This is a genomic window from Oceanobacillus kimchii X50, assembly GCF_000340475.1.
In the GTDB taxonomy this organism is placed as follows: domain Bacteria; phylum Bacillota; class Bacilli; order Bacillales; family Amphibacillaceae; genus Oceanobacillus; species Oceanobacillus kimchii.
Genome location: NZ_CM001792.1, coordinates 144,008 through 160,741, shown reverse-complemented (window position 1 = coordinate 160,741; position 16,734 = coordinate 144,008). Strand labels below are relative to the sequence as shown.

Sequence of the window (16,734 nt, the reverse complement as noted above, 5' to 3'; positions counted from 1 at the left end):
TAACCTTAAATAATTGTCTGCCTATTCTTGTTTCCCTGCTCTTTCTTCCAATGTACCAACTATTTAGCAGTAGGTACGGAATTTTTAGCGTGAGGTAGAAGAAAAAGGCAGGGAGATATTTAAAAAATAAAAAGAGGATCTGCTATAAACAGACCCTCCTTTTATCTATTGTTCAAAAATATCTAATTCAGAGTTTCCAACCGAATATCGTATCAAAAAACGACATTGGTTTTATGAAACGAATACTATACGATGTTTATATAGTGTCCTGCCTATACATATTCGTGATATTCGTTTGGGTCCTGCCCTTCTACACGGCCGGCTTCTCCTTTATCCAATGAATCAATTGTTTCAATATCCTCAGGTGCTAATTCAAAGTTGGTACTATTGAAATTATCTTTTTGATGCACTGGATTACTTGATTTTGGTATAGAAAATACGTCGGCTTGATAATTCCAATTTAAAATAATCTGTGCCGGGGTTTTATCGTACTTATCCGCAATTTCTTTAATTGTGGAATTATTCAGCACGTCATTCAGATAACCTCGACCAAAAGGGCTCCAGGATTCAGTAAGAATGCCCCGTTTTTTATTTTCTTCCACCATACGGTTATTATTAAAATACGGATGACGCTCCACCTGGTTTGTAGCAGGGGTCACACCTGTTGCTTCGATAATGTCGTCCAGATGTTCTGGTTCAAAGTTTGAAACGCCAATGGTTCTGATTAACCCTTGTTTTTGAGCATCCACTAAAGCCTTCCAAGCTTCTACATACTTGCCGTCCTTAGGATTCGGCCAATGAATTAAATACTTGTCAAAATATCTTAATCCAGTGCGACGTAGAGATTCTTGAATAAAGATAAATGCCTTGTCATATTCATGGTAAGAACCGGGCAATTTCGTACTAATTAAAATTTCTTCTCTGGGCAGTGCGGACCGGCGCACAGCTTCACCGACAATCCCTTCATTATCATAGTTTGTTGAGGTATCGATTAAGCGATATCCTATATTTAAAGCGTTTAAAATTTCAAATGTGCCCTGATCTCCATTAATACCGATCGTGCCTAATCCCACAAAAGGAAGCTTTGCACCATCATTTAGAGTAAAACCGTTATTATTTAAAGTCAAAATCTCATCTCCTTTAAAAATTTTGCAATGTAAGTTGAGAATGGAAAAGAGATATTTCCATGATGTCCATAATTACAATACCCGAATTATAAAAATCCTACACCAACCGGAATTGATTGCTATGCCTTTGTTAATTTCTTGGTTTCTCACCAAATCCTCCTCAATCCCTTGTTTCCCAAGGCTTACACCCTCTTATATTGCCTTTTCCCTTCCCTCCATTATGTTATTAAGTTCTTCCCCAAAACGCTCATTTTCGCCGTCTTTTTCTACTCTGGGTTGTATCGAATATTCGGACAATGTTATTAAGTTGGTACCCAAAATGGAGAAAAGAATCCAGAAGAAAGATTGGAAATGTAGCAATTGTAGGATAGTGTTACATTTAGGAATCACACTGAATAGAGATTGGAAATCCTACGGATTTAGAAATTGAAAAGGCTATTGAAACCCTTATTGGACAAAGGATTGGTGGGTTATTGGAAACATAGAAAAAGACTGGACCACTATTGGATCCAGCCTGAAATTTTATTGAGATTAGATTGACTTAAAAATGACTGTCTTTCCCTTCTTATTTCCTCATATTCTTCCCTCTAATGTACCAACTATTTAACAGTAGGTACCGACTTTTTAGCGTGGGGAAGTGGAAAATAACAGTTATATAACAATTTGACAAATAAAGCCTCAATTACTCAACTGTCACCGATTTCGCCAAGTTTCTTGGCTTATCAACGTCACAGTCACGGTGAAGTGCAGCGTAGTATGCAAGTAATTGCATTGGGATAACACTTGCTAATGGTGTTAGTAGCTCATGCACGTGTGGGATTACAAATGCATCCTCATCTTGCTCTAGGCCTTTCATGCTTACGACCATTGCGTTTGCTCCACGGGCAACCACTTCTTGCACGTTTCCGCGAATAGAATAATTTACATTTTCTTGTGTCGTTAACGCAATAACTGGTGTTCCTTCTTCAATTAGCGCAATCGTACCATGTTTTAATTCCCCTCCAGCAAAACCTTCTGCTTGGATATAAGAGATCTCTTTTAGCTTTAATGCCGCTTCTTGAGCCACATGGTAGTCTGTGCTACGTCCGATAAAGAAAGCATTTCGTGTTGTTCCGAAATAATCTCTTGCTAGTTGCTCTAACTCTTCTTTTTGATCGGTTAATACTTCCATCGCATTTGCAACGATTGCAAGCTCTTGAAGTGGGTCAAAATCTAATTCAAGACCTTTCACTCTTGCTGTATCTACTGCTAATATAGCGAGTACTGCGATTTGCGCTGTATATGCTTTTGTTGAAGCAACAGCAATTTCAGGTCCTGCATGTAAATGCATAGTATAATTTGCTTCACGAGAAAGGGTAGAACCTGGCACATTTGTTAGTGTGAGTGCTGGGTGTCCTAATTCCTTGATTTTTACTAATACGGCACGACTATCTGCTGTTTCTCCACTTTGTGAAATAAATACAAATAATGGTTTTTCAGATAGTAACGGCATGTTATATGAGAATTCACTTGCTACATGAACTTCTACAGGAATATTCGCTAGTTTTTCAATAAATTCTTTACCAACTAATCCAGCATGGTAACTTGTTCCTGCTGCAATGATATAAATTCGATCTGCATCTTTCATAGCTGTACGAATATCTTGATCAAGTTTCAACTGACCGTTGTCATCTTGATACTCTTGGATGATTTTACGCATTACAATTGGTTGCTCATCGATTTCTTTCAGCATAAAGTGGGGGTAAGTTCCTTTTTCTGTATCACTTGCATCTATTTCAGCAGTAAAAGGCTTACGCTCTACCACTTGGCCATCAAGTGTTTGTACTTCTACATAGTTGCGGCTTACAAGTACGATTTCTTTATCAAAAATCTCCAAGTATTGGTCTGTTTCTTTTAATGTAGCCATTGCATCACTTGCTACAAGGTTGAACCCTTCTCCTAAACCAACCAATAATGGGCTTTTGTTTTTAGAAACGTATAGCGTCTCATTATCTTCCGCATCAATTAATCCAATTGCGTAAGAACCTTTAAGCAGGCTCATAGCTTCGCTAAAAGCTTTCTTTGTATCTTGATGTTTTTCATGAAGTTTTTCGATTAGCTGTACGATTACTTCTGTATCTGTTTCACTTACAAAAGATACATCTGTAAGGTACTCATTTTTAATATCGATATAATTTTCAATAACACCGTTATGAACAATAGTAAATCTTTCAGAAGCACTTTGATGTGGATGAGCGTTCATTACGCTTGGTACACCATGTGTTGCCCAACGTGTATGCCCGATTCCCATTGTAGAGTCTACTGTCGCATCTACATCCTCACGCAATGTGGCAATACGACCTTTTACTTTTGTTACATGAACGCCATTATCATTTAGCGTTGCAATTCCTGCAGAGTCATATCCGCGATATTCTAGCTTTTCTAATCCTGTTAGTAAAATTTCTTTTGTATCATTTTGTCCAATATAACCGACGATTCCGCACATGTCGATGTCCTCCTTGAATTTAAGGGGCAGACAAAAAGACCGACTTTAAGCGAGTGTTCAAAAAGGAGGGATTTTTTAAGATCCTTCTATGAACATCCTCTTCAAGCGAAGGGGCCTCTTGCCGCCCCTTTCCCGTATATTTTAATATTTGATAAGACATCTTTCTTTATCCTTTTGTGCAATAGGTCACCCTACTGTTTTAAAGATAAAGCTTCGACTGTGATGACAGCCGGGAGGCACCCGCCGAAAATTCGATAACCTCCACCTCGTCAACTATCCTTCCTATCCGTCCGAAGAATAGTCCTGGCGCTTGTGATTATAATTCCTAAAATTACGCTCTATAAGCTCCTTTCCTGTACTAGTTGCCCTTGCTTTCGGACTTTCATTACTTAGGAAAAACAAGAACTCTCTATATTCTAACGGAAAGATAGAAAATTGGTCAACTATTTTCTTGTTTTCCTGCAACCAGTTTATGAATTTATGTCGGAAAGGTTACGACACGTATCTTGAAATAGTTTAAATGAAGAAATCTCCCAAAAGGAAGTAATGAGGATATCTGGATTCAAGATATTTTTTGTGAATAGATAGGATGAAGAATCAAGTATTCATCAATTTAGCTTTTAAAAAATGTTCTATTACCTATTTTGTTTGATTTCAAAGGTCATTTTGGGTTTTAGAAGCGCTCTATTAACCAAAAAGCCCACGTTTCTTCGACTTTTTGGGTTTTAGAATTTCCTCATTAACAACACACTTCTAATTAACATCATACAGCCACATCGTTCCGCTTCAAACGACTCTAAGTATATACCATTGTATAAATTAAAAGTTGCAGCTATTAAAATGTGAGCTATTCCACGATTACTGTAGTACAAGTCATAAAACATCTCACATTTCTAGCTACAACTTATTCTTCTAATTTTATCCTTGATGCTTATCGAGAAAGTCGAGCATCCAGGTGTACACTTTTATTTCATTTTCCTTTTTCGAAAATCCATGCCCTTCATCTTCTAATACATAATATTCTACATCTCTACCTTTGGCTTTCAGCTTCTCTACGATTTGATCAGATTCCGCTTTGACCACACGCGGGTCTTTCGCACCTTGAATCACTAACATTGGTTTCGTCATTGTATCTAAATACGTATCTGGAGAATCTCGAATAAATCGTTCTTTATCACGCTCAGGGTCTCCTACCCATCGGTCCATAATCGGTTTCCATTCCTCTGGTACAGATTCTACAAATGAGAATAAGTTACTTGGTCCAAAAATATCAATAACTGCTTTAAAATATTCTGGATGTCTACCATGTAAAAGTAAAGCCATGTAACCACCATAACTTCCACCTACTAAGAATAGATGATCCGGATCACTAATACCTTGATCGAATAGCCATTTGATACCTTCTACATTGTCTAATCGTGGTCCATAGCCCCAATCTCGTTCTACCATTTTTACAAACTCTGAACCATATCCCGTGCTTCCACGGAAGTTTGGTGCGAAGATGTTATATCCGCGGTAGAGAATACTTTGGAACATCGCACGGAAAAATTTACGTTCAGATGCTTGAGGTCCACCATGTGGCCAAAATACTGTGTAACCATTAGCATTTTCTGATTTCGCTTTAAAAAATAATGCTTCTATTTCCATTCCATCAAATGAAGAATAAGTAATTACTTCAGGATCTACTAATTCCGCTTCATCCATCCCAAGCACTCGATTCGTTGTAAATTGCTCCCATTCTTCTCCATTACTTGAGACAAAGATATTCAACGGCAGTGTTGCTGTACGCCCTAAGACATACACATTACCGGATTTCATTACTTTCAATTGCTCCACGATATCAAAAGGCGTGTTTATTTCAACTAATTGCCTATCATCTAAGCCATAATGGTATAACTTATCTACAACACCTTTTTCAGAAACAATATACAATTTATTGGATTCTTTATGGTATTTCAATGTACTTAAGGATTCTTCTTCTAACGCCAATACTTTTTCAAACTTCTTCGATTTCAAATCAAATTTAGCTACATATTGATAATTACTATCGTAGTCCGTAAGAAAATACACCGTATGATCATCAGTAAATACCGGATCGAAGGAAACATGAACTTTTTCTGGATCTGGAGTTAAAAATACCGTTTCCTCTCCTATTTGAACAAACACATTGTTATACGTATTCGCAAACATACGAATATAGACAAATGCCTCTTCATTCTCTGAAACAGCAACTAAATTAGTTAAGCCTTTCTCGCCTTCATAAATCAATGTATCTGAATCATTCTCTAAATCTTTCACACGTGTATTAAAAAAAGACGGATTCTCCACAGAGGTATTATAATAAATGCGTTTTCCATCTTCACTTAGGTGACTAAACAAATATTTATCGTCCGGATTTCCTGTAATCAATGGCTTTGGAATCCCACCTTCATAGGGGAGTGCATAAATTTGATAATTTTCATCACCATCACTATCAAAATCTGTTAAGACAAATCTGCCCTCTGGGTCAAAAGCTGTAAAATTAGAAGACTCTCCTTTTTGTGCGAACTGATAAGGGAATTTACTCCCTTCCTTTAAATCCATTGCCCATAAATTCATTGTTCCGTTTATGTTTGTTCCAAAGACTAACTTATTTTCGTCTTTACTTACATTAAAATGGCTAATGGTATATGTGCGAAAAAACTGTTCTACCGTTGGTTTTGGAAATTCAATCATCTCCACGACACCCCTTATTTATCTGATTATTTTTATACTTCTAATTTTATCACGAAGGGTGTTCTTCGTAACAGTCTAAAGGTGCTTTTCTACTCCGTCTACAGTAGGAGACTTTTTCGCATACAAAAAGACAGCGAACCATTCCGCTGTCTTTTTCCTCTATGCTCCTAAGTGCTGTTCAATTACCGAAACAATACGGTCAGCATATTGTTCACATTCTTCTTTTGTTTTGGCTTCAACCATTACTCTTACTAATGGTTCTGTACCAGAAGGTCTTACTAACACGCGACCATCTTCACCAAGTTCTTTTTCTACTGCGTCTACTTCATCTAATAAAACCGAGCTACTTAAGGCTTGATTTTTATCCATTACACGAACATTCTTTAATACTTGAGGGAAAACAACCATTTCGTCAGCAAGTTCGGATAAAGGCTTTCCTGTTTCGCGCATCACATTGACAAGCTGAATGGCCGATAACATACCGTCGCCAGTAGTAATATAGTCTAGGAAAATTATATGACCAGATTGTTCACCGCCCAAGTTATATCCGTTTTGGCGCATTTCTTCCATTACGTATCTGTCACCGACAGAAGTTTTATTACTATTTAGACCGACATTTTCTAATGCTTTGTAAAAACCAAGGTTACTCATTACTGTAGATACAACTGTATCCTTACGTAGCATCCCTATCTCATGCATATACTTAGCACAGATATACATAATTTTATCGCCATCAACTAAATTACCCTTTTCATCAACTGCGATAAGACGATCTCCATCTCCATCAAAAGCAAGACCAATATCTGCATTTTTTTCTAAAACGAATTCTTGTAGTTTCTCTGGATGCGTAGATCCATAACCATCATTTATATTTAATCCATCTGGAGATGAACCAATCGAGTAAATATCTGCTTCTAGGTCAGCAAAAAGATGCGTTGCTAGACTAGACGTTGCTCCATGAGCACAATCAATCGCAATATGAATTCCCTCGAAGTCATTATCAATCGTATCTTTCAGATAAGATAAATACTTCTGACCACCTTCAAAGTAATCATTGACAACCCCGATATCTGCTCCTGTAGGTCGAGGTAAATTGTCCTCACCTTCCATTAGCGACTCAATTTCATTTTCTTGTGCGTCTGTTAATTTAAAGCCATCTGGACCAAAGAATTTAATCCCATTATCTTCTACTGGATTATGAGAAGCAGAAATCATTACACCCGCTTGAGCACTAGTTGCCTTCGTCAAATACGCAACACCTGGAGTAGAAATAACTCCTAATCGCATTACCTCCGCACCAATGGATAACAGACCAGCTAAAAGAGCGCCTTCTAGCATATGTCCAGAAACACGTGTGTCTCGTCCAATTAATATACGGGGTCTTTCACTATTTTTGGTAAGTACGTATCCACCAAAACGTCCAAGCTTGAATGCAAGTTCAGGTGTGAGACCTTCGTTTGCTACTCCTCTCACGCCATCTGTTCCAAAAAATTTACCCATTAAATACCTCTCCTTTAGTTACCAATACATACATTAGTTAGTCTTGATCTTGAGCTTGATCTTGAGCTTGTTCTTCGTCTTGCTCAGGTTGTTCAGATTGATTAGCTTGTTCAGGGCCACTAATCTCTACACTTACCTCTTCAACTTCAGTGGAGACATTAATTCCATCATTAGGAGCCTCAATCGTTATAGGCAATTGATGTGCACCTGGATTTAGATCTGTCAATTCAATAAATGCCCGAAAATCCTCTATTGATAACTCATTTATAATTGCCGCATCACCAGATGTAGTTATATTTAATTCCCCTGAGGAAGGATCGAGGAAATTAAAAGCCAATCCACTGCTGAGACCTTCATCCTCTATCGGAATATTTTCAAATACTCTCGACGTTTCAACATCGACAGTTACTTCCACCATTTCCATCTCTGGAGCATAAACTCCTTCTGGTAATTGTAATGGTACTTCTATGGTACCGGATTCGTTTATTTCTGATAAGTCGACTTCTTCCGTAGTTATTTCAGAAATTTCTTCTAGACGATTACTTGTTGAATAAATTTCGACTTCTTCTACATTAGCAGAAATTGAATTTAATGAATATCCTTCTGGTAATTCTCCAGTTGTTGCAACAGATAATGGTACCGACTTACTCGGATTATTAACATCTACGGAGACTTGAACATTCTCTGGATCTAGACGGACATCAAGCTCGTTTCCTTGTAAATCATATACATTTACCGGAAGCTCTCGACTATTAATGGAACCATCCACACCTTCGAGATTAACATAAACTTTGACAGTACCAATCGCATCAATCACACTTCGAGAACTCGTAATTGTAACAGTAGAAGGTTCTATCCTCGCATCGGTCATTTCAAAACCATTCGCCATTTTATCTTCATTAATAAAATCTGCAACTACCGTAAATTCTTCTGAGGCTCGTTCTTCTATCGTGACCTCAATCGTTTTCGGTTCAATATACACTTTCACATCATTTTTATTAATGGTATGCTCTAGTTCAACAACATGGGTTCCTTCTCCTAATCCTTCAAGGTCTACAAACACCTCAAAGTTACGCTGAAGAACTAACGGCGTAACGCTGCCGGAAGTACCTTGCAAACTAACTTGAACACTCTCAGGAACACCACTAACTACATACTGTTCTCGGTCAATTTCGATTTCTACCGGCACATCACTTAATAATTCCGATTGTTCCCCAAGACCAGAGTATGTTGAATCTGTATTTCCTGGATCATTATTATCAGAAACATTTACAAATGCGTATAAGAATATCGCAAAAGCTAATGAAAACAAGCGGACAAACCATTTACTACGAAACCAATTATCCATCTTTATCGGTCCTCCGTTTCCACGATTTCTTTTCAGAGGATTTAGGAGCTATCGACATATGTGTAGCCAACATATCTCCTAACTTTTCTTGATCAACTTCTCGATGTAGCTCCCCGTTCTTCGTGAACGAAATTGCCCCTGTTTCCTCTGAAACAACAATCGTTAATGCATCGGTTACTTCACTAATCCCCATTGCTGCACGGTGTCTTGTTCCTAGCTCCTTTGAAATAAAAGGGCTTTCCGATAATGGCAAGTAGCAAGCCGCGGCGGAAATTTCTCCTTCTTTTATAATTACTGCTCCGTCATGTAATGGCGTATTTGGAGTAAAAATATTTGTAAGTAATTGATGAGAAAGCTTACCATTTATAGGGATTCCTGTCTCAGCATAATCACCAATTCCAGTTTCTTTCTCGATCGATATAAGCGCCCCGATTCTTCGTTTTGCCATATAGTTACAGGATTGTAAAATGGCATTTATATCATTTTGAATTATTTCTTCTTGTGACTTAGCACTTCGAACAAATAAATTTCCTCTGCCAAGTTGCTCGAGCGCTCGCCTTAATTCTGGCTGGAAAAGTATTATAATTACGATAAGTCCCCAACTAATAATTTGATTTGTGAAAAACTGGATTGTTTGGAGATTAAGAAGTATACTTACTCCCCATACAATAATCACTACAGCAATCCCTTTCAATAATTGAATTGCTTTTGTGCCTCTGATTAGCATTATTAATTTATATAATACATACCAGACGAGAGCTATATCTACGCCAATACGTAACAGATTTAATATGTCAAATCCCCCATCAAGCATGCCCACACATCCTTTGCCAGTTTAATTTATCTATGTCAAAAAAGCCTACTTTACATTCTTTTCCTTATTTACAAATTTCATGTATCGAACGTTAATAATTATAACATAAAACAGATGATTTAGACCCTTGCGTAAGTGATTTCGAGCTTGCTTTTTTATTAATGGGGGTAGTAATAGATTTATCTAATATTTTATTTACATAAGAGTCGACCTAACAATCCCCAAGTTTTATTTCTTTTCCTCGAAAGTTTAATGCTGATGCCTCTAAAAAGCGACCGACTACAATGAAAATCTAACAATACAACATTCGGATTTCACACAAACTATCCTATTAAAGAATTTAAACTTTAATATACATAATCAAATAAATAGTATCCAAATACCATGTTGATACTCAGATACTATTTACTCCAATTATATAATTAAAAAGAGAATACGCCTTTGAAGAAGTTTTTAATATTATACCAAATCCACTCAAACATTCGATCAATTGTCTCTAACTCACCATTTACTCCTCCAACTGAGGCCATTAACCCTTCTCCATTCATTTCTGCATCATTATCAAGAATTTTTCCATTAAAAATAGTAACATCACCGTCAACTGTTCCTAATAACAATAAATCACCATTTTTCACCAATACGTCTCCCGGAACAGTAACGCCAGCTGGCACAATCACTGTATCTCCTTCAACAATCAATTCATTTTGAGCAGAGACAACAAGCTGGTCAGTAGATTGCGTCCAAGTAGAAATCATACCTCCAGCCATCAAAACAAGAAAATAGCAGCCGCTGTCCACATTGGATGAAGTTTGAACCAGCGTCGATACTTTACTGTCTTCTTCTCTGATGGTAGATTCTCCATTACATTTTCGGTAAACCCTTCTGGTGCTTCTACTCGTTCAGCACTACACATTAACGTTATCGTACGATTTAATTCATGAAAATGTTTTTGACAGGATTCACAATCTTCAAGATGCCTACGCAGTCTCGACTCATCTTCTCTTGAGATATCTCCATCTAAATATATATGCATTAAATTTAAATAATCCTTATTGCAACTCACGTCGAACACGCTCCTTTACACATGTCGAAGCCTCTTTCTTAGGGCTTCCCTTCCCCGATGAATTCTCGTTTTCACTGTCCCCAAAGGGACGTCGAGTATTTCACTTATTTCTTGTAAAGAGAATTCCTCTAAATAACGAAGCATAATAATACTCCGATATTTTGCTGGTAATTGTGATATCTCGTGTTGTATATATCGTTGTAGCTCTCTACTCTCTACTTCTTCACCTGGAAGGCGTTCTGTGCTTGCCAATTGGGAATACATATCTAATCCTTCTGTTCCCTTAACCTCGGCATCTAAATAGTAATCTGGCTTTCTCTTTCGTATACGGTCAATCGTTAGATTCGTTGCAATACGATACAACCAGGTTGAAAATTTACGTTTTTCATCAAACGAATCTATATTTATATACGCTCTAATAAAAGCCTCCTGCGCTATGTCCTCCGCTTCATGTTTGTTACCGAGCATACGATAACAATGCTGAAATATTTTGTTTTGGTAAAAGGAAACCACTTCAGCAAATGCGGATTGATCTCCTTTTTTTACTTGTTTAATCTTTTCTATGATAAATTGATCCATTTGACTACCTCCGCTATCCATGCGGTACTCATTGTACGAATTCCATCTGCATTAGGTTTCATTTTTTTATAAAAAAATTCAACAAACTGTTTATGAATTTAAAAGAAAGGGTATATAGTAAGTATTATACTAAAAAGGAGGGTAATTTTGTGGATAAACACACATTATTTGAGGAAATCGAGCAATGTAGGAGAGAGATGCTTGATCTATATGGGAAATACGATCTTACCTCAGATACTGTAATATCAACAAGCATGAAGCTAGACCAACTAATGAATGATTATGAAAAAGAATTATAATAAAGAGATAATAAAAGGGTAAAAAGACATCCACATAAATTGTCGGAATGTCTTTTTTATGAGTTTTATTATTCATTGATAACAACATGTTCACCTTCTAATGAAGGCTGTAATGTTAAGGGCTTGATTCCAACTTCTTTCCAGGAATGAAAAAGATTCTCTACTTGATCTTTAGAGTACATAAATGCAATACCACAATCTCCACCACCAGCACCTGATGGCTTTCCAGCACCGCCTAACTGTTCAGCAACATCACATAATTTTGTCAGCATCGATGTTTCAATTGGTGTATTAGCTTTTTCACCTACACGCGCTAATGCTTGTCGATTCTTTCTTACACCATTTATCAACATGTCAAGATTCTCTCTATTCATTCCTTCTAAAAATAGCCGCACTGCCTGTTTACTACTTTGCAGAAAATGTTCATATGCATCTAAATCATTCACTTTTAATAAGCGTATTTGTTGAACCAGGTTCTTCGTTGATGCAGCAGTACCTGTCCAACCTACACAAACATTTAAAAATCAGGTACTCGAATATTTTCAGATTGATAATACTTCCACTCCATATCTACAACTTCTGAAATAGTTAAAGCATTTTGATATGTATTCAATAACCAATCTGCTTGAAAAGAACTATATTGACGAAAACCGCCATATGTGGAAGCTGCAATATCTGCACCAGATCCATTACCTTGTGTGCAAACATGTGACAACGCAGCTAAACGAAAAATAATCTCCTTCGTTGCGTAACGTGGAGCTACAAATCGTAGGATTGCTGAAACAACAGATGTTACAATTGCCGCACTCGATCCCAGACCATATTTCACACCAGAAGCATCATCTAATTCACTTCGAGTTGATAAATGAAAAGGAGTAATTGTTGTGTTTTGTTCTTCTAAATACGTACACGTAAGGTGGATAGCATCCTTCACAAAAGAAAATCGTTCATCATCCGATTGTATATTTACAGTACCTGTTTGGTAAGTCCAAGCAATATCATGTAATCCATAGTTTTCAAGAGAAAGTTTATAATTTTCCGAGTCAGCTATGGTCGCATAAACGTATCGATTGACTGCCATTACTGCAAGTTTTTGATAAGGTTCTAACACAGCAAACTCTCCAGCAATCATTAGTTTTCCTGGCACTTTAACGGTCAATTGTCTCTTACTCAACTTGTCCAACCCCTACAAATAGCTTATTCCTTTTCCTGGCTTACTAACGATTACATCCTCTACACCGGCAATCTGCTCAAGTTTTTGTTTCACTTTCCGTTCATCTTCTGGTAAGTACAACACTTTCACATTCGGTCCAGCATCAATGGTAAAGTAAGCAGGGATTCCTTCTTCTCTCATCTGTTGTACAGTTTGCATAACACGCATCGTCGTGTCTTGCCAATACGTAAAAGGAGGGTTTGCGCCTAATGTAGTTGCATGCATTCTCATACAATTCGCTTCTGCAATACTCCCCGTCTTTTCAAAGTCTTTATCATGAATAGCTGTTTTTATCTCTTCCAAATCTTTTGGTGTTTGTTGTAACCATCCATCATAAAAAGGAGAAGTTTCCACGGTTCTTCTCATTCCATCTCGACTGGATACTTTCTTCTCCGTCGCTGAAAGAACGACAGCAGCAACACGAATGTCCCAATGATCTTTTGAAGCAATAGGTACTGCATAAGAATCAGACCCATCTTCTTCCTCTCCCATTTGCCATTCGACAAAACCACCATAGATAGAACGACATGCTGAACCAGAGCCTTGTCTCGTTAATATAGATAGTTCCGTATCATTTAATTCTAAGCCGATTGCTTTCGTGCTAGCTGCAGCTAAAGCAGCAAAACCTGAAGCAGAAGACGCAAATCCCGCTGCAGTCGGAACATGGTTTAAAGAATGAATTCTAGCATACATATCTTTGCCTGCCATCGCTCTGACTTTATTTAAGAACCCTGTCACACGTTTACTTGCTTCATCTTCTATCAATTTATCATTTAAAATAAACTCATCTGAACTTAATTCTTCTTGAAAATGAACTGTAGTTACAGTAGAAAACCCATCTAACGTTAGAGATAGGTTACTATTTGTTGGTAATATAATTGGTTCATTTCGCTTTCCCCAATATTTTATCAATGCGATATTTGTATGCGCCTTTGCTGTTGCTTTCATTGAATTACTCCTTCAATCTTCTCGTTAAGACTTACTTTGCTTCTTCAACACGAATGGCCAAACCGAATTAGCACCAAACTTACGAAGTTTCTCCGCTAATTGTTTCGAATGCACTTCATTTTGTGCTAATGCAATTATACAACCACCATTTCCGCCACCGGTTAGCTTGGCACCTAAAGCTCCTTCTTCCCGTGCAAGGTGAATTAATTTATTTAATCCAGCATCACTAACACCAAGAGCTTCGAGTTCTTTTTGCGCTTCATTCAGCAATTGTCCCAGAAATTGCTTACTCGCTTTTTCTAATGCTTCTTTTGCATAATGTGTTAATTCTCCGATACGTTCTATTTTCGCATGTATTCGTTTTGGAGCCATTTTTAAAAGCTGAGCAACAGATTCAACCGAGGTTCTTGTATCTCCAACTCGACCAGAGTCAGCGACTATAAAATGCAGGTCTTCTCCAAGCTCGATATAATCGACTGGATTATCTTTTTCAAACCATACCGGTAAATTAGAGGTAATCGTAAGCGTATCTAATCCGCTCGGGTCACCATGAGCATACGTTTCTGCTACATTAGCTAGACGCAAAAGTTCCTCTGTTGTGTGCGAACGCTCTGCATAATCAAATAAGGAACGTATCACAGATATCGCTACAGATGCACTGGAACCTAGACCTTTACCAGGTGGAATCGAGGAATTAATACGAATCAGCAAGTCCTCATTAGGAATTTCAAGATATGCAAGTGTCTCATCAACACAATTAGCAATACCTTGAAGATAATCAGGAGCATGATGTAATGGCCCATGATAAAAAGAACTGTCCACTTTTACCGTGCCAGGGACGTACTCAATAATGGTTTCGACACCTATTAAAGGAAATGGAATTGCAATCGCTGGTTGTCCGTGTACAACTGCGTGCTCTCCGATTAAAATAAGTTTACTATGAGCTACACCAATAGCTGTTTTCTCTGAGGCTGTTACTTTTTCTAAACTCATTGTTTATACTGTTCCACCAATTCTTTAGCTTTACCGACACGGATTTCTTTTTGATCTATTAATTTCTTTGCTATCACATCAATCATCTCCCCTGAAGCCCCTCCAGCAATCGCAACAGAACGGGAATGAAGAGCCATATGCCCTTTTTGTATTCCGTCGGTTGCTAAAGCTTTCAAAGCACCGAGATTCTGCGCTAATCCAACAGAAACAATAACTTCCGCAAGTTCAGCTGCAGATTCAATATTCATTATAGAAAGAGAAAGCTCAGCTAATGGATGTACCCTGGTAGCTCCTCCTACAATTCCAACGGACATTGGTAGTTCTATTTCGCCAACTAAATTGCCCGCTTCATCTTCAGACCATGTAGTCATCGAACCATATTGGCCGTCCTTTGCTGCATATGCATGAGCACCAGCTTCAACAGCACGCCAATCATTCCCTGTAGCTATCACGATTGAGTCAATGCCATTCATGATACCTTTGTTATGTGTCACAGCTCGATATGGATCAGAGGCTGCAAATTCGTAGGCGTGTATAACACCGTCTCTAACTTCTTCACCAGTAAAATCACCAGTCGTTAAAAGATAAGGAGGAATAACACATCTCGCACTTGCCAAGCTTCGATCAGCATAATTCGACAAAATTCGAAGATAAACCTTACCGCCAGTTATTTCTTCAACAATAGGAGCAATGGCTTCCACCATTGTGTTGATCATGTTCGCCCCCATTGCATCACAAGTATCGACATATATATGCATAACAAGCATTTGAGAGTATGTTGAATTTGCACCTTCATTTAAGATACGAACATCGAGGTCTCTTGTCCCACCGCCGCGCTTAACAATACTTGGATAGGCGTCATTAGCTGCGCTTAGCAAAGTATCTTTTTGGTTAAGTAGCGCTTGCTTCGCGTCTTTAAAATCAGAACATCCTACTACTTGTATCTGTCCTATCATTAATCTTTCCCTAGACTTCGCTTCAAATCCACCAGCACTTCTAACAATTTTTGCTATATGACTAGCGGATGCTACAACAGAAGCTTCTTCAATCGCCATAGGTACGGTATACTCTTTCCCGTTTATTACAAAGTTCAATCCCATACCTAAAGGGAGTTCATACGTTCCAACAACATTCTCTATCATGTTGTTAGCTTTGTCTAAAGATAATGAAGGATTATTTGACAAGTTACGCATTTGCTCATCTGTTAAATCATAATTATCCTTTAATAACTTACGTCTTTCGTCTACGGACATATTATAAAAACCTGGAATTCTAGAAGATTTCATTCCCCGCTCATCCTTTAATCTGTTGAAGTTCAGTTGAACTAAATATTTTAATGGATCGTTTCCCAAATTAAACTATGTAAATTATAACATGAAATATAATGACTTTTCATTTAGAAGTTCCTAGATGTGTTAAGTAATGAACTTTCAATTATTTCCTTATCTTCTGTAAAGCATTTTCATACTGCTTTTCTCTATATGCAAAAACAAACAGGTCCGACTAATCGTTCCTGTTTGTTCCTAGTGATGAGCCATGAAGGATTCGAACCTTCGACCCTCTGATTAAAAGTCAGATGCTCTACCGACTGAGCTAATGGCTCGTATTAAATGAATCTTTCATTAATATATAGTTTATAAAAAACGGCAT

At 37.6% G+C, this 16,734-nt stretch carries 13 protein-coding genes, 1 tRNA gene and 1 pseudogene; 1 reads left to right on the top strand and 14 read right to left on the bottom strand.

Going from position 1 to position 16,734, the window contains the following annotated elements; translation table 11 throughout:
* Positions 1 to 272: 272 nt before the first annotated feature.
* The 8 genes and pseudogenes from C794_RS00960 to sigW form a co-directional block, all read right to left on the bottom strand.
* Complete coding sequence (locus C794_RS00960) at positions 273 to 1,127, bottom strand: aldo/keto reductase (RefSeq protein WP_017795265.1); 855 nt, start codon at positions 1,125 to 1,127, stop codon at positions 273 to 275.
* Positions 1,128 to 1,809: 682 nt separating this feature from the next.
* Positions 1,810 to 3,612 (bottom strand): glutamine--fructose-6-phosphate transaminase (isomerizing), encoded by a 1,803-nt coding sequence (gene glmS / locus C794_RS00955; RefSeq protein WP_017795264.1) that lies wholly within the window; start codon positions 3,610 to 3,612, stop codon positions 1,810 to 1,812.
* Between the two features lie 918 nt (positions 3,613 to 4,530).
* A complete protein-coding gene (locus C794_RS00950; protein WP_017795263.1) occupies positions 4,531 to 6,327 on the bottom strand; it encodes a S9 family peptidase in 1,797 nt (598 codons plus the stop codon).
* A 159-nt stretch (positions 6,328 to 6,486) separates the two neighbouring features.
* The gene (gene glmM / locus C794_RS00945) at positions 6,487 to 7,827 is read right to left on the bottom strand and encodes a phosphoglucosamine mutase (RefSeq protein ID WP_017795262.1); all 1,341 of its coding nucleotides are present in this window, start codon (positions 7,825 to 7,827) and stop codon (positions 6,487 to 6,489) included.
* 37 nt (positions 7,828 to 7,864) lie between these two features.
* Positions 7,865 to 9,175 carry a CdaR family protein gene (locus C794_RS00940; RefSeq protein ID WP_017795261.1) on the bottom strand — a complete coding sequence of 437 codons (1,311 nt, stop codon included), beginning with the start codon at positions 9,173 to 9,175 and terminating at the stop codon, positions 7,865 to 7,867.
* Positions 9,168 to 9,989, bottom strand: a complete 822-nt coding sequence (gene cdaA, locus C794_RS00935; protein ID WP_017795260.1) for a diadenylate cyclase CdaA — start codon at positions 9,987 to 9,989, stop codon at positions 9,168 to 9,170. The genes C794_RS00940 and cdaA overlap by 8 nt, the downstream gene beginning before the upstream one ends.
* Before the next feature lie 422 nt (positions 9,990 to 10,411).
* Positions 10,412 to 11,052: pseudogene (gene rsiW, locus C794_RS19515) on the bottom strand (anti-sigma-W factor RsiW).
* Positions 11,053 to 11,067: 15 nt separating this feature from the next.
* Entirely contained in the window at positions 11,068 to 11,631 is a 564-nt protein-coding gene (gene sigW, locus C794_RS00925; protein WP_017795259.1) for an RNA polymerase sigma factor SigW, read from the bottom strand.
* A 149-nt stretch (positions 11,632 to 11,780) separates the two neighbouring features.
* On the opposite strand from sigW, the gene C794_RS20240 reads away from it, so the two are divergent.
* A complete protein-coding gene (locus C794_RS20240) occupies positions 11,781 to 11,930 on the top strand; it encodes an aspartyl-phosphate phosphatase Spo0E family protein (protein ID WP_017795258.1) in 150 nt (49 codons plus the stop codon).
* 68 nt (positions 11,931 to 11,998) lie between these two features.
* On the opposite strand, the gene C794_RS20915 is transcribed toward C794_RS20240, so the two are convergent.
* The 6 genes from C794_RS20915 to C794_RS00895 form a co-directional block, all read right to left on the bottom strand.
* Positions 11,999 to 12,376 (bottom strand): hypothetical protein, encoded by a 378-nt coding sequence (locus tag C794_RS20915; protein ID WP_230199312.1) that lies wholly within the window; start codon positions 12,374 to 12,376, stop codon positions 11,999 to 12,001.
* 71 nt (positions 12,377 to 12,447) lie between these two features.
* Positions 12,448 to 13,104: a phosphomevalonate kinase gene (locus tag C794_RS20910; RefSeq protein ID WP_039819554.1), complete on the bottom strand. Its 657-nt coding sequence runs from the start codon at positions 13,102 to 13,104 to the stop codon at positions 12,448 to 12,450.
* 12 nt (positions 13,105 to 13,116) lie between these two features.
* Entirely contained in the window at positions 13,117 to 14,091 is a 975-nt protein-coding gene (gene mvaD / locus C794_RS00910; protein ID WP_017795257.1) for a diphosphomevalonate decarboxylase, read from the bottom strand.
* Positions 14,092 to 14,115: 24 nt separating this feature from the next.
* Positions 14,116 to 15,084 carry a mevalonate kinase gene (gene mvk / locus C794_RS00905; RefSeq protein WP_017795256.1) on the bottom strand — a complete coding sequence of 323 codons (969 nt, stop codon included), beginning with the start codon at positions 15,082 to 15,084 and terminating at the stop codon, positions 14,116 to 14,118.
* Positions 15,081 to 16,370, bottom strand: a complete 1,290-nt coding sequence (locus tag C794_RS00900; protein WP_017795255.1) for a hydroxymethylglutaryl-CoA reductase, degradative — start codon at positions 16,368 to 16,370, stop codon at positions 15,081 to 15,083. The genes mvk and C794_RS00900 overlap by 4 nt, the downstream gene beginning before the upstream one ends.
* 244 nt (positions 16,371 to 16,614) lie before the next feature.
* A tRNA-Lys gene (locus C794_RS00895) sits at positions 16,615 to 16,687 on the bottom strand.
* Between the last annotated feature and the right edge of the window lie 47 nt (positions 16,688 to 16,734).